12 protein-coding genes and 1 pseudogene are annotated in these 13,675 nt (G+C 51.1%); 1 reads left to right on the top strand and 12 read right to left on the bottom strand.

Annotated elements, in window-relative coordinates:
* Positions 1 to 30: 30 nt before the first annotated feature.
* The 6 genes and pseudogenes from KE531_14555 to KE531_14530 all read right to left on the bottom strand — a co-directional run bounded on the left by KE531_14555 (position 31) and on the right by KE531_14530 (position 5,756).
* On the bottom strand, positions 31 to 1,944 hold the full coding sequence (locus KE531_14555; GenBank protein ID MBR9954809.1) for a hypothetical protein: 1,914 nt from the start codon (positions 1,942 to 1,944) through the stop codon (positions 31 to 33).
* Positions 1,945 to 2,009: 65 nt separating this feature from the next.
* Positions 2,010 to 2,957, bottom strand: coding sequence for a hypothetical protein (locus KE531_14550; GenBank protein MBR9954808.1), 948 nt, complete (start codon positions 2,955 to 2,957; stop codon positions 2,010 to 2,012).
* A 219-nt stretch (positions 2,958 to 3,176) separates the two neighbouring features.
* A complete protein-coding gene (locus KE531_14545; protein MBR9954807.1) occupies positions 3,177 to 3,776 on the bottom strand; it encodes a recombinase family protein in 600 nt (199 codons plus the stop codon).
* A gap of 302 nt (positions 3,777 to 4,078) precedes the next feature.
* Positions 4,079 to 4,345: a hypothetical protein gene (locus KE531_14540; protein MBR9954806.1), complete on the bottom strand. Its 267-nt coding sequence runs from the start codon at positions 4,343 to 4,345 to the stop codon at positions 4,079 to 4,081.
* A gap of 111 nt (positions 4,346 to 4,456) precedes the next feature.
* The gene (locus tag KE531_14535; GenBank protein MBR9954805.1) at positions 4,457 to 4,702 is read right to left on the bottom strand and encodes a helix-turn-helix transcriptional regulator; all 246 of its coding nucleotides are present in this window, start codon (positions 4,700 to 4,702) and stop codon (positions 4,457 to 4,459) included.
* 354 nt (positions 4,703 to 5,056) lie between these two features.
* Positions 5,057 to 5,756: pseudogene (locus KE531_14530) on the bottom strand (Rpn family recombination-promoting nuclease/putative transposase).
* A 267-nt stretch (positions 5,757 to 6,023) separates the two neighbouring features.
* Between KE531_14530 and KE531_14525 the strand changes: the two are divergent.
* Complete coding sequence (locus KE531_14525; protein ID MBR9954804.1) at positions 6,024 to 6,164, top strand: hypothetical protein; 141 nt, start codon at positions 6,024 to 6,026, stop codon at positions 6,162 to 6,164.
* A 226-nt stretch (positions 6,165 to 6,390) separates the two neighbouring features.
* On the opposite strand, the gene KE531_14520 is transcribed toward KE531_14525, so the two are convergent.
* From KE531_14520 to KE531_14495, 6 genes are all read right to left on the bottom strand, one after another.
* On the bottom strand, positions 6,391 to 7,410 hold the full coding sequence (locus KE531_14520) for a GGGtGRT protein (GenBank protein MBR9954803.1): 1,020 nt from the start codon (positions 7,408 to 7,410) through the stop codon (positions 6,391 to 6,393).
* A gap of 191 nt (positions 7,411 to 7,601) precedes the next feature.
* A complete protein-coding gene (locus tag KE531_14515; GenBank protein MBR9954802.1) occupies positions 7,602 to 8,294 on the bottom strand; it encodes a hypothetical protein in 693 nt (230 codons plus the stop codon).
* Positions 8,295 to 8,403: 109 nt separating this feature from the next.
* Positions 8,404 to 9,792, bottom strand: a complete 1,389-nt coding sequence (locus KE531_14510) for an MATE family efflux transporter (protein MBR9954801.1) — start codon at positions 9,790 to 9,792, stop codon at positions 8,404 to 8,406.
* Between the two features lie 41 nt (positions 9,793 to 9,833).
* Entirely contained in the window at positions 9,834 to 11,183 is a 1,350-nt protein-coding gene (locus KE531_14505) for an MATE family efflux transporter (GenBank protein MBR9954800.1), read from the bottom strand.
* A gap of 108 nt (positions 11,184 to 11,291) precedes the next feature.
* Positions 11,292 to 12,677 (bottom strand): NADPH-dependent glutamate synthase, encoded by a 1,386-nt coding sequence (gltA, locus tag KE531_14500; protein ID MBR9954799.1) that lies wholly within the window; start codon positions 12,675 to 12,677, stop codon positions 11,292 to 11,294.
* Positions 12,678 to 12,702: 25 nt separating this feature from the next.
* On the bottom strand, positions 12,703 to 13,590 hold the full coding sequence (locus KE531_14495; GenBank protein ID MBR9954798.1) for a sulfide/dihydroorotate dehydrogenase-like FAD/NAD-binding protein: 888 nt from the start codon (positions 13,588 to 13,590) through the stop codon (positions 12,703 to 12,705).
* Positions 13,591 to 13,675: the final 85 nt, after the last annotated feature.

Below are 13,675 nucleotides of genomic sequence, written 5' to 3'. Positions count from 1 at the left end.
AGAATATACGGTTCCACATAAGAGCTGCGTTTACCAGTGGAAGGTATGGGTGAAGGTCTCCGCCGTATTCCCGTGAATATGCCGCTGGCTGATCCAGGCCTCCACATGATCGTCCAGCACATCCAGGGAATCGACTCCGGGGATGGCCTCCGATTGATTTTCCAGACAATATTTTACGGCGTCCCCCAGAACCCCGGTGTAGGCCCAGCGGCGGTTCATCTCATCAAAAATATAGTGCGGCATATCCTGAATACGGCAGTCGTTTTCCTGCAAAACGGCGGTCTGTTCCACAGGCGATGCCGCCGCCCGAGCCACAAGCGGACGGATGTCGTCCGGGATGATGCCTTTTCGTATCAGCTCCAGATCCGGAAGTCCTGGCATGGCAAGGGCGATGCTGCACACCCGGCGTTCTCTCTCGACCTTTTCATACGCGGCCTGCTCCTGTTTCGGGGTCTTTCTGTCGGCATCGGTATAGAAACGTTCCACATAACGGCCCCAATAGGTGTCTCTTTCCTTCTGGAGATTGTACAGATGTCTTGCCTTGGCGTAGTCGTGTCTCCATGCCTCTTCTCCCGTCCATTGGTATCCATTCTCTGTTCTCTCCGCAAAATGGCTGCGCTGAAGCTCGTAGCTGGCCGGACTGTAATTTCCCGCAACGGAAAATTTGCCGGATTTATCTACATCCCCCGCGCACCAGAAAAGAAGCGTCTCCTCCCGCATGTCGCCCCGGGCTCTCGCCAGTTTGTATTTCCAGACCATGCCATGATAATCCTTCCGCTCCCGGCAGTCGCCGATCAGGTTCCATGCCATATTCCAGATCATAAAAGCGGCGGCAGGGGAAGCGGGGCCTCCATAGCCTTTTTCCACCATATGCCCCAGGTCGTACAGCGCTTCTATGTTCCCGGTACAGGCTAACGCGGCCATGGCGGACGCGTCTGTTTTCTTCGGATCCAGAAGATACTGGGCCAGGGCGTCTCCCGCGTCCGCGGCTTTCTGAAGCCACTGGATTCCGCGGGTATCCTCATCGCTTCCCGGGTAGGAGGAACACACATCCCGGAGAAGCTGTCCGGCGCGGCGCATGGCCTCCACGTCCCCTCCCTCTGCAAGCTCCTCATAATCTGAGGAGTTATCCATGTACCCGCTCACTTCGTTGCTCTCAATCAGTTCTTGCAGGGCCTGAGAGCGGGAAATGGCCGGGGCCGGGCCCGGAGCAGGCCAGCCGATCTTTTTAAGCAGCCAGGGCAGCCCCTTCGCCGATTTCTCATCAAATCCCGCCTCGAAAAATTCCGGCTCCAGCTTTTCTATCTCGGCCAGGCGCACGGTCTGGAAAGCGTACTGATCCAACAGTTTTTTTGTTTGAAGAAGTTTCAGGGCGTCCACGTATTTCTGGTAATTCGCCTCATAGTCCGAGCGAAGGAATTCGTTCTTTCCCGGCGCATCATCGGGGAGCTGCTGGCGGATGATGTCCTGACGTAAGTACACAGCTTTTGGTTCTCCCGCGTCGATCAGCTTATTCACGATGCCCATGGCCCGTTCCGGATCTCTGGGCACATAGGTTCCATCCAGGAAAAAATCCACCATCTTATCCACGTCGAAGGAATGAAATTTCTCATCACTGCTGCCCCAGCCGCCGATCTTCACAAACAGGGCCACGTCCACGGCTTCCTCCCAGAGACGGCATGCAAGCTCCGTATCCTGCGCCACGCCCTGCCCCTGCGCCGTAAGCCTCGCCAGCTCCTGCAAATTATATACATATGCCGGAGAATACCCCTCGTATCTGTCATTAAGCATTTCCCGGATTCCTTTCAGTTTCTTTTCCAGTTTCTTTTCCAGCTTCTTATCCGTAAGCGGTTTTTCCGCCGCTTCCGCATTCGATTCCCCTTTCTTTCCCGCAAAGTAGAAAAAGACAATCACCGCTGCGACAAGAAGAATAATAAACAGCATGTTAAATCCCCCTTATATCATAAATTTTTCTCTGCTTTCTCAAAGCCTCCCGCCCCGCATGGAGACTATTCTCCGGGGAAGAGCGGGAACTGTTTCGTTGTGCCGTCCTTTGCAGTGTAGAGCGCATACGGCTTCAATGCCCGAAATTCCTCGCACATGGCTTCATTCGCCTCTGCATTATAATCTTTGTCCTTGTTCTTGAAATATAAGGAAATATAATCTCTCTTTGTCTCCCGCTCCATCGTACAGTCCTCAGACCACTCTTCGAGAGGCGTTCCGTCCTCCGTATAAAAGCTGAACCGGTCAGCAAGTCCGTCCATATCCATAAGAATCTCATCATGATATTCGTCATAAAAGAATATATACAGCCGGGGAGCTTCAAAGCCGTGACCGTCGCAGTGAGCTTCGCCAGCGAGAACCTTTCCAATATGTCCCTCCAGGACATCCAGGCCAATTGTCTCAGCTTCTTCTTCCGTCAGCGTCTCTGTCAGGGGATAGAATTCCTCTGGCTCCGAGCTGACCGAGTAATCCGTCACAGAAAGCAGCACATCGTCTGCGCTGTGTCCCTCTCCCGGGAATTCCTCCGAGGTAAACAGGCCCCAGGCTTCGTTTCCGGCTGTCCATTCACGGAACAGGGAACCTAAAGATTCGCCGTTCTTATCCTCCAAATGTTTGCCGGTATCTTCGTAAGGCCCATAGTACATCAGCGAAATGTAGGCATCATCCATATAAATCAGCTTGGCCGCGCCGTCCGCCAGCGTAAGTTCCTGTCCGTCTTCATTTCCTGCATCTGTCTGCGCCTCTGCCTGTGACTCCGTACTGGTATCGGCCTGTGCCTGCTCGTTTGCCTTACTGCCCGCCGTGCCGGAAGCCGAAGGGCTGCTGCTGTTGCTGCCGCAGCCGGCAAGTCCAATGGACATTAACAGCAAAAATGCAGACACCGTAACCCTGCCTCTGAGCTTTTTTAGATGGCTTCGCCTGCCTGCTTGCTCCTGATTCCTTGTTTTTTTCATGGATAGATCCTCCTCCTGTTTTTTGGCTGTGTCATAAGGTACACCTTTTGACAATGGCCGGTATCAGTCCCCCTGCGGCAGTCCGTCCGGCAAAAAATAGCACTTTTATCCATAAAATCCGTGAAATAGATTGAAAAAATGGCCTGTTTGGGTTATATTAAAGAGGTATTGAAAGGCTGTCAAAAGGTGTACTTTATGACAGTCTTTTTATGTCTGTTCTTATTCCGGACGCCGATATTCCCGCAGGCGGCGGTAAAATGTAGCCTCGCTCATGCCGCACCGCTTCAGCACTTCCTGAAACGAGAGCTGCCGTTTTTCCCACTTTCCCACAATCTGCCCGAAATCGGCCGGCACCGCAATTTCCGGCCTGCCGAATTTTACGCCTTTTTCTTTGGCGGCGGCAATCCCCTCCGCCTGCCGCTTTTTGATGTTCTCGCACTCCGTCTGCGCCACAAACGATAAAATCTGAAGTACCAGGTCTGCAATAAATGTGCCCATCAAATCCTTTCCCTGCCCGGTGTCCAGTAGCGGCATGTCGATGACAGAAACATCAATTCCCTTTTCCTTTGTTAAAACACGCCACTGTTCCTGGATTTCTTCATAATTGCGCCCGAGGCGGTCAATGCTGAGAATATAGAGAAGATCGCCCTCCTTAAGCTTCTGAACCAACCGCCTGTATTCCGGGCGCTTAAAATCCTTCCCGGACAGTTTGTCCACAAAGACGTTTTGGGGCGGCACCGCCTTTTTCTGCATCGCTGCCATCTGCCTGTCCTCATTCTGATCTGTGCTGGAAACCCGTACATAGCCATAAATCGTCATACACTCCTCCTTAAAAATCGTTCGTATGTTCATGCGGTTTGTAATAACAAGCTATCCAAATCATACAATCTGCGATTTTGTTCGGGAATAGAGCGTGAGGAAACAGATATCTGCCCGGAGTGTGAAAAAGTACAAAAATAAGGGCCTGCCAGAACCTTTTTGTTCTTGGCAAACCCTCGATGTATATCCTTCACACCCCCTGAAGGGTTCGTGCGGTCTCCTACAAATATGGGAAGACTGGCTGTCATCATTCCGGAAGATGCAGACAGGAGGATTGGTGATGACTTTTCCTCCAGACAGGTCTATCTCTTGTCGCTTATTTTTGTGATGACATCTTTCAATTTCTCTTTCGCATAATCCGAAATACCGCCGCTCACACTGTCCAGTTCTTCCTCCGTCAGCTCATTCTGCTTCTCCAGCAGGAAGGCTTTCAGCTCCTCTTTTGCCGCTTCACAGCCGTTGGCCTTTAGAAAAGACTCCGCACTGTTCTTCTGCATCGCTTCGGCAAAGGCATTCTTCAATTCGTCGCTTGACAATACCTCCTGGTACAATTCTTCCAAGGTTTTCATGCTGTTTCCTCTCTTTCCTTTTTTTGATCTCGTTACTTTGAACCACTCTGCTTCTTTATACGAAGCAGATTCGGAAAAGGACGGTATTTCAACAAAAAATTATGCATTAAATCAATTTAGCAGTTTATCATAACTAATCCCCAGCACCTCCGCAATCACCTTCAACTCAATATCCGTCACGAACCGTTTCCCACTTTCAATCCGCTGCACCGCATTCTTATCAATATCCAATCCTGCCAGTTGCAGCATATCTGCCAGTTTCCGCTGGGAAGTTTTCTCTGGCAGATTCTCCCGGATTTCCTTTATCCTCTGGCCGCAAATATTATTTCCACCGTTTTCCGCCTTGTTTTTATACATAAAACGCTCCTCAATTGACATTCAGTGATTGTCATTTTCTCTATTATTGCGTAGAATTTATAAAACGGCTAAAATGATTGTATGCCTGCAAAGGGGCGTCTCCTGATTGAAAGTTATTCCCACCCGCAAATAGCCATTTAATTGCTCAACTGCAATCTTTTCCACTTTCATTAAATCAGCGGTATCTTTCCGGTCGCCAAATTCTCTTAAAGTTTCATCCGTGTTAAACCGTGTAAGATTGTCCTGATGATGCATTGTCTGGTATAAGGTGTATTTTCCAGGATCATACCATCTCTTAATTCAAGAAGCCGGTCATCGCTCAATTTTGAGCTTTGACCGGCTCTTTGATATCTATTAAAGTTTTTTCATAAGAATGCCTTTGTCCGTTTCAGAAACCCCCATAGCAGTCAATGCCTGCTCTGCCGTCCAGCCTACATTTTTCATAAGGTTACGAAGCGTTTTTAGCAATTCTTCAACAGCAGCTTCTTTTCTCATCTCCTCCATAGCACGGCACATAGTTTCCACTCCTTTCGCATTCCGTTTCATCTTTTATCTGGGAATTTACATATATGATATGTGCTTCATCCCCAAACATTACGCCCGTTTCTTTAATCGTCCGATCTATGTGATAAATAGGCAGGCCCGCTTTCAGTACGTCATTCTCTGTAATAAAAATAATATACGTCTCTATAAGGTTCTCATAATCATCACCTGGCTCTGTTACATTTGCATCCAACAGGCTGCTGTTATATCTGGCCCTCTTAATACTGGCTCCCTTATCACTTCTTTGGATTTCAATATTATACACCCGTCCGTTTTCGTCAGTCGCTACAATATCCAAACGGATGGAACGTCCCTGCAAATTCTTTACATCATGCTGGGCGTGTACCTTTTGAACGCTTAAACCTTTTTTGTCTAAAATGATCTGTAATAAAAACTGTGAACACGCTTTATCTTCAAAGACCTTGCTCATAAAATCATCATCCAGAAGGCGGAATCCCCGCAGTCTCTGCAAATCTTCTGCGTGTTTTCTATCAAAATCCAGTTCTGCCATACTCCCACCGGCCTTCCTCTTCGCTAAAGTCAAGTAACAAAAACCTTTTCTGCTACTTTTATCATATCATAGAAAATTCCTCTTTACAATCAGTGTAATTTTTCTGATTGTAAATTTTTCATAAATCTCCGATTTGTTTCTGCTCCTGCTTTTAAAAGATAATCCTTCCAAAGAAGAATGCTTGCTATGAAACCAGATATTGAGGCACTGCGCAAAAAATATATAGAACACCCACCGAAAGGAGTGACATCCGAGAATATTCACCATATGAGCGAGATTAACCTTCTGGATATGGATTACTTTTTAATGAAGATGACCCATTTGACGATTTGTTTGGAGAAGAAGGTCTCTATATCTTCTAAATCCAACCACCGTCTTATTGTCATGTTCATTTCTCTGCTGATCTAACATATGTTCGATCAACAGGGCTTCTTTTTTTCCTATCCAAAATCAGAATTTCCTATAAAGCAACAAAATAAGAGATGTTTCGCTCAGAAAATCTCAGGAAACATCTCTTATCCATTCTTTCAAACATCAGTATCTTTGTACACTGCGTAATGTGTGCTGCACACTGATTTTCACACCATTTCAGCACACCTCAGAAATTCAGAAACCCTTATAAAATGGGCATTCCTTAGAACTTCCCAGCCTTCGCTGCCTCCTCAATCGAAACAGCCACAGCCACCGTAGCCCCAACCATCGGGTTATTTCCCATTCCGATCAGTCCCATCATTTCCACATGGGCCGGAACGGAGGAGGAGCCTGCAAACTGTGCGTCGGAGTGCATGCGTCCCATGGTGTCGGTCATGCCGTAGGAAGCCGGGCCGGCTGCCATGTTGTCCGGATGAAGGGTACGGCCTGTGCCGCCGCCGGATGCAACGGAGAAGTATTTCTTGCCTTTCTCCACGCACTCTTTCTTGTAGGTACCGGCTACCGGGTGCTGGAAGCGGGTCGGATTGGTGGAGTTTCCGGTGATGGAAACGTCAACGCCCTCTTTCCACATGATCGCAACGCCCTCGGTAACGTCATTGGCGCCGTAGCAGTTTACCTTTGCGCGCGGGCTCTCCGGGTCTGCGGAGTAGCACTTGCGGAACACTTCCTTCACTTCGCCGGTATAATAATCCATCTGGGTCTCCACGTATGTAAAGCCGTTAATGCGGGAGATGATCTGTGCTGCATCTTTTCCAAGGCCGTTTAAGATGACGCGGAGCGGTTTTTTGCGAACCTTGTTTGCCTTCTCGGCGATGCCGATGGCGCCTTCTGCCGCTGCGAAGGACTCGTGTCCGGCTAAGAAGCAGAAGCACTCTGTGTCTTCTTCAAGCAGCATCTTTCCAAGGTTTCCATGGCCCAGTCCAACCTTTCTCTGGTCGGCAACGGAGCCCGGGATACAGAAGGCCTGAAGACCCTCTCCGATAGCTGCTGCGGCATCTGCTGCGCGGCGGCAGCCCTTCTTGATGGCGATGGCTGCGCCTACGGTGTAAGCCCAGCATGCATTTTCAAAGCAAATCGGCTGGATCTTTTTTACCTGCTCATATACGTTCAAGCCAGCATCTTTTGTGATCTTCTCTGCTTCTTCAATCGAAGAGATTCCATAGCTGTTCAAAACAGAATTGATCTTGTCAATTCTTCTCTCATATGATTCAAATAATGCCATGATTCTATTTTCCTCCTTAAAAATATGGGAACTTCATTTTCTGACGTTTTTCACGCCAATTCCAAATACGGGGAACGCGGATTCCGCCCTTCAGGGGATTCGTTCCCGCCAATTCTAAAAACGGGAAACGCGAACTCCGCTTCGCTCCGTTTGCGTAGCGGAATTTTTTGCGCCGCGCGCAAAAAATTCCTTTACTCCTGTCTCGGGTCGATAATCTTGACTGCGTCGGCGACACGGCCGTACTGGCCTTTTGCCTTCTCGTATGCAGTGTTCGGGTCATCGCCTTTCTTGATGAAGTCCGTCATTTTTCCGAGGTTCACGAACTGGTATCCGATGATCTGGTCGTCAGCGTCCAGGGCGATGCCGGTTACATAGCCCTCTGCCATCTCCAGATAACGCGGGCCCTTCTTTAAGGTGCCGTACATGGTTCCGATCTGGGAGCGAAGCCCTTTTCCAAGATCCTCAAGGCCGGCTCCAATCGGAAGCCCTTCCTCGGAGAAAGCGCTCTGGGTTCTTCCGTAAACGATCTGAAGGAACAGCTCTCTCATGGCCGTGTTGATGGCGTCACAGACAAGGTCCGTGTTCAGTGCCTCTAAAACAGTTCTTCCCGGAAGGATTTCGGCTGCCATGGCTGCGGAATGGGTCATACCGGAACAGCCGATGGTCTCCACTAACGCCTCCTGGATGATTCCTTCTTTTACGTTTAAGGTCAGCTTACATGCACCCTGCTGCGGCGCGCACCAGCCGATGCCGTGGGTCAGGCCGGAAATATCCTTGATTTCCTTGGACTGCACCCATTTTGCCTCCTCCGGGATCGGAGCGGCGCCATGGTTCACGCCCTGGGCAACCGTACACATCTGTTCTACTTCATGTGAATAAATCATGATAAAACTCCTTTCAATTTATAGTACCTGGACAGGCCTGTATCGTTAAAAAAATCACACAATACTCGCTCTTATTCTCTCACAAAATACCGGATTCGTCCAGTGGTTTTTACGACAAATTCTGCTCTTTTTTCTGCTCTTCGTTTTTCTGCTTCAGCTCCTTTAAGACACTTCCCACGATCAGGGCCGCCATGATGCAGGTGCAGATATCCGACACCGGCTGGGAAATCTGAAGGCCGCGGATCCCAAAAATCCCTGGAAGGATCATGAGTGCCGGAAGCAGGAAGATGCCCTGGCGCCCGGCCGCCACGATGGAGGCGCGGAAGCCGTAGCCGATGGACTGGGTCAGCATGTTGGACATGATGATCCAAGCCTGGAACGGAAGGGCAAGACACTGGAACCGCATGGCCCAGGTGCCGATTGCAATAACCTCCAGGTCATCCTTCCGGAACATGGACATGATCTGTCCGGCCCCAATGAAGCTGATGACGCCGAGGGTCGTCAAAAGGATCACGGCCACCTTCACGCAGAACCAGAACGCCTCCAGTACCCGATCATACCGCTTGGCGCCGAAGTTGAAGCCGCAGACAGGCTGGAAGCCCTGGCCGAAGCCGATTAAGGCCGAGTTGATGAACATCATGTACCTGGTCACGATGGACATGGCCGCGATGGCCGCGTCGCCAAAGGGATTCGCCGCCACGTTGAGGGCCACAGCCGCCGCGCTGGCAAGGCCCTGCCGACAAAGGGACGGGAGCCCCGCGTGGAGAATCTCGCCGTAAAGCCCGGCTTTAAACGTGAATTTCGAGGGCTTTAAGTGGATGCAGCCCTTCCTGAAATTGCACTGGCCGAACAGGATGCAGAAGCTGATGCACTGGCTCAAAACCGTCGCAATGGCCGCCCCGGCAATGCCCATATCAAAACCGAAAATAAAAATCGGATCCAGGATCATGTTTAAAATACCGCCTGTTGTGATGCCGAACATGGCGTAAAACGCAAAGCCCTGGGAACGCAGCAGATTGTTCATGACAAAGGAGCCTGTCATAATCGGCGCGCCGAACAAGATGTACTTCGCATAATCCTTTGCATACGGCGCAATGGTCTCCGTGGCGCCGAGCATTCGCACCAGCGGATCCAGAAATACAAGGCCGGACACCGTAATCAAAAGTCCCACTGCCACAGCCGTAAAAAAGGCCGTGGCCGCCGTCCGCTCCGCCGTATCCTCATCCCGCTTCCCGAGGGAGCGGGAAATATAGTTTCCGCCGCCCATGCCAAGGGTAAAGCCCACAGCCTGAATCATCGCCATCAGCGAAAAAATGATGCCGACGGCCGCCGACGCGCTGGTGCTGATCTGGCTCACGAAAAAGGTGTCTGCCATGTTGTAAATGGACGTCACCAGCATGCTGATGATCGTCGGCACCGCAAGCCTCGGGATCAGCTTTGACACAGGCGTCTCCAGCATCTCCCGGTACCGTTCTTCTCTCGTAACACTTTTTGCCACTTTTCTATCCCCTCCAGTCTTCTGCTCCTTACCTGCTGTCACTAAGACGCCGACGGCATCCGCCGCATCGTGGCGGAAAAGCTGATGACATAGACAATTCCTTTTACGATGCTGGAGATCGTAATCGCCCACCAGATACCGTTGAGTCCCAGAGGTGTCCCGAGAAGGAGGAGCGCCAGAGGGATCCTGGCCGAAGTAAGGAGAACGCTGATGACCGACGCCTGCATGGTCTTTCCCAGACCGGAAAAAGCGCCCACGGTCAAAAGCTCTTCACACATAAACATCTGGGACACGCCCAGGATCTTCAGATAATCCATGCCGTTTCTCACAACCTCCGGCTCATGGATAAAGATCCTGAAAATGGGCTCCGCCCCGAAAATCAAAAGCGCGCTGCAAAAAAGCCCCCAGACAAAGTTGATTTTCACTGCCGTAAAATATCCGTCCTTCACCCGCTTTAACTGTCCGGCGCCGTAATTCTGTCCCACAAACGAGTTGATGGCCGCGGCAAAGCCGTCCGCCGTCATCCAGGAAATCGACTCGATCTGGCCGCCGACCCGCTGGACTGCAATGGCCGTGTCGCCGAAAGCCGTCACCATTCTCGTGATAATCATTGAAATGCCGCTGTAAATCATGGTCTGGACGGCCGATGGGAAGCCGATTTTCAAAATCACCGAAAGCCGTTTTGCCTTCGTGGGCTTCCAGATCTTTACCTTGTCAAAAATAAGCGTATCCTTCCGTATGGAAATCAGGAAAACAGCCGTCACAAGGGCCTGGGCAGACACGGTCGCAGCGGCGGCGCCCGCCACTTCAAGCCTTGGAAACGGCCCGATTCCGAAAATCAGAACCGGATCCAGCACCATGTTGAGGCACAGTCCGATGACATTGGCAAGAAACGGAGTCCTGCTGTCGCCGGCAGCCGTCAGGATTCCGGTAAAAATCGCATTCAGGAAGGAAAAAAGAATCAATCCGCAGGTGATAATCAGATAAATTTCAGCATCAGAAATGATATCGGGATTCTGCATATTAAAAAAGCCAATCAGCCCTTTGTGGAACAGGATGGCCGCAAGCCCGTAGAGGACGGCGGACACGATCCCGATCTGGAGGGCTCCCTGGGCATACTCCGCGGCTTCCCCGTGTTTGCCTTCGCCCAATGCATGAGCCGCCTTGACCTGGCCGCCCATTTTGGACAGGGCGCTGACTCCCTGGGAAAACCAGGAAAACATGGAGGCAGAGCCCACGGCTGCCACGGCATCCGCGCCAATCTGCCCGATCCAGGCCATATCCGTCAGATTGTATGCCGTCTGGACTAAGGACGTCGCCATGATCGGAAGCGCCAGCTTTGTAAGCGCCGGCAGAATCGGCTCCTTTAAAAGATCAATATTCTTTTTCATGTCATTTGCTCCATGAAGAAGGCAGCCCTTTTCAGGTATCTGCCTGCAAAAAATAAAGTGGGGGCTGCCGTCCGGGAGAAATCCCCCATCCGGCAGCCTCGTATGCTTTTATTTTGCGGAAAGGTACTCGTGGATTCCGCGGGCACCGGCTCTTCCTGCCTCCATGGCGAGGATAACCGTAGCAGCGCCTGTCACGGCATCGCCGCCGGCGAATACGCCTTCACGGCTTGTCTTTCCGTTTTCCTCATCGGCAACGATGCACTTATGGCTGTTGGTTTCAAGTCCCTTCGTCGTAGCGGAGATAAGCGGGTTCGGGGAAGTACCCAGAGCCATGATAACCGTATCCACTTCGATGGTAAAGTCGGAACCTTCCACCTCAACCGGGCGTCTTCTTCCGGACGCATCCGGCTCGCCGAGCTCCATCTTCCTTACAACCATGCCCTTAACCCAGCCCTTTTCGTCGGTCTGGATCTCAACCGGGTTCGTTAAGAGGTTGAAGATGATGCCCTCTTCTTTTGCATGGTGAACTTCCTCAGCTCTTGCCGGAAGCTCTGCCTCACTTCTTCTGTAAACAACGTGAACCTCTGCGCCGAGACGGAGAGCCGTTCTGGCAGCATCCATGGCCACGTTTCCGCCGCCGACAACGACAACCTTCTTGCTCGTTGCAATCGGGGTATCATAGTCATCGCGGAAAGCCTTCATCAGGTTGCTTCTCGTCAGGTACTCGTTTGCGGAGAATACGCCGTTTGCGTTCTCGCCCGGGATTCCCATGAACTTCGGAAGGCCTGCGCCGGATCCGATGAAGACAGCGGAATAGCCCTCTTCGTCCATGAGCTCGTCGATGGTAACGGACTTGCCGATGATGACGTTTGTCTCGATCTTAACGCCAAGCTTTCTCACGTTGTCGATCTCCGGCTGTACGACAGCCTGCTTCGGAAGACGGAACTCCGGAATTCCGTATGTAAGAACTCCGCCCGGCTCATGAAGGGCCTCGAAAATCGTCACCTCATAGCCCATCTTTGCAAGGTCGCCTGCACACGTTAAGCCGGCAGGGCCGGAACCGATGACAGCTACCTTCTTGCCGTTCTTTGTCTCCGGAGCCTTCGGCACAAAGCCATTCTCTCTCGACCAGTCAGCTACGAAACGCTCCAGCTTTCCGATGGAGATCGCCTCGCCCTTGATGCCGCGGATGCACTTTCCTTCACACTGGCTCTCCTGCGGGCAAACACGGCCGCAGACTGCCGGAAGCGCGGAGGATTTTGCGATAGTCTCAGCAGCTCCCGTATAATCTTTCTCTTTTACCTGATGGATAAAAGTCGGGATATCAATCTTAACCGGACATCCCTCAATACATTTTGCGTTCTTGCAGTTTAAGCAGCGCTCTGCTTCCATCACTGCCTCTTCTTCATTATATCCGTAGCAGACTTCCTCGAAATTCGTCGCCCTAACCTTCGGATCCTGTTCTCTGACAGGTACTTTTTTCATAACGTCCATGTCTTTACCTCCAAAAAGTTCCATCCTATTTGCCGTCGCAGTTGCCGCAGCCGCCGTGGTGGGTATCGCCCTCCTGAAGCTTAAGAAGCGCGCGGCCCTCTTCGGTCTTATACATGAGCTGGCGTTTCATCGCCTCGTCAAAGTTTACTTCATGGCCGTCAAATTCCGGACCGTCTACGCAGGCGAATTTCACCTTGCCGCCTACGGTTACACGGCAGGCGCCGCACATGCCGGTGCCGTCCACCATGATCGGGTTTAAGCTGACGATAGTCGGGATTCCCAGCTCTTTCGTCAGAAGACATGTGAATTTCATCATGATCATCGGGCCGATGGCAACACAGACATCATATTTCTTGCCCTGGTTCTCCACAAGATCCTTGATAACCTCCGTAACCATTCCCTTTCTCTCATAGGAACCGTCATCGGTGGTAATGTAGAGGTTTCCGGCAACCGCCTTCATCTCGTCGGTCAGGATCAGAAGATCCTTCGTCTTGGAGCCGACGATAACGTCTACGTCGATGCCGTTCTCCTTCATCCACTTCACCTGCGGATATACGGGAGCTGCGCCGACGCCGCCTGCTACAAACAGATATTTTTTCTTTTTGAGTTCTTCCACATCCTCATGAACGAACTCGGATGCGTTTCCAAGGGGGCCTACCACATCATGGAACGCCTCGCCTGCCTTCAGATAGGACATACGCTCTGTGGATGCGCCTACGGTCTGGAATACGATGGTAATCGTTCCCTTTTCCCTGTCATAGTCACAGATAGTAAGCGGGATTCTCTCCCCCACCTCGTCGATCTTCACGATGACGAATTCGCCTGGCTGGCAGTTCTTAGCAATGCGCGGAGCTTCCACAACCATGAGGAAAATTTTATCCGCCAGCTTCCTCGCCTCAATAATCGGATACATATACCTTAACCTCCTGTATAATGCCCGGTCTCTCCTGAGCCGGTTGATATATTCCAGTTTACCACCCATTAGACAAGATGGCAAC

The sequence above is a fragment of the Eubacteriaceae bacterium Marseille-Q4139 genome, from assembly GCA_018223415.1.
Taxonomy (GTDB): domain Bacteria; phylum Bacillota; class Clostridia; order Lachnospirales; family Lachnospiraceae; genus CABSIM01.
The sequence above is the reverse complement of the archived record's forward strand: the minus strand, read 5'-3'. Positions and strand labels throughout refer to the sequence as shown.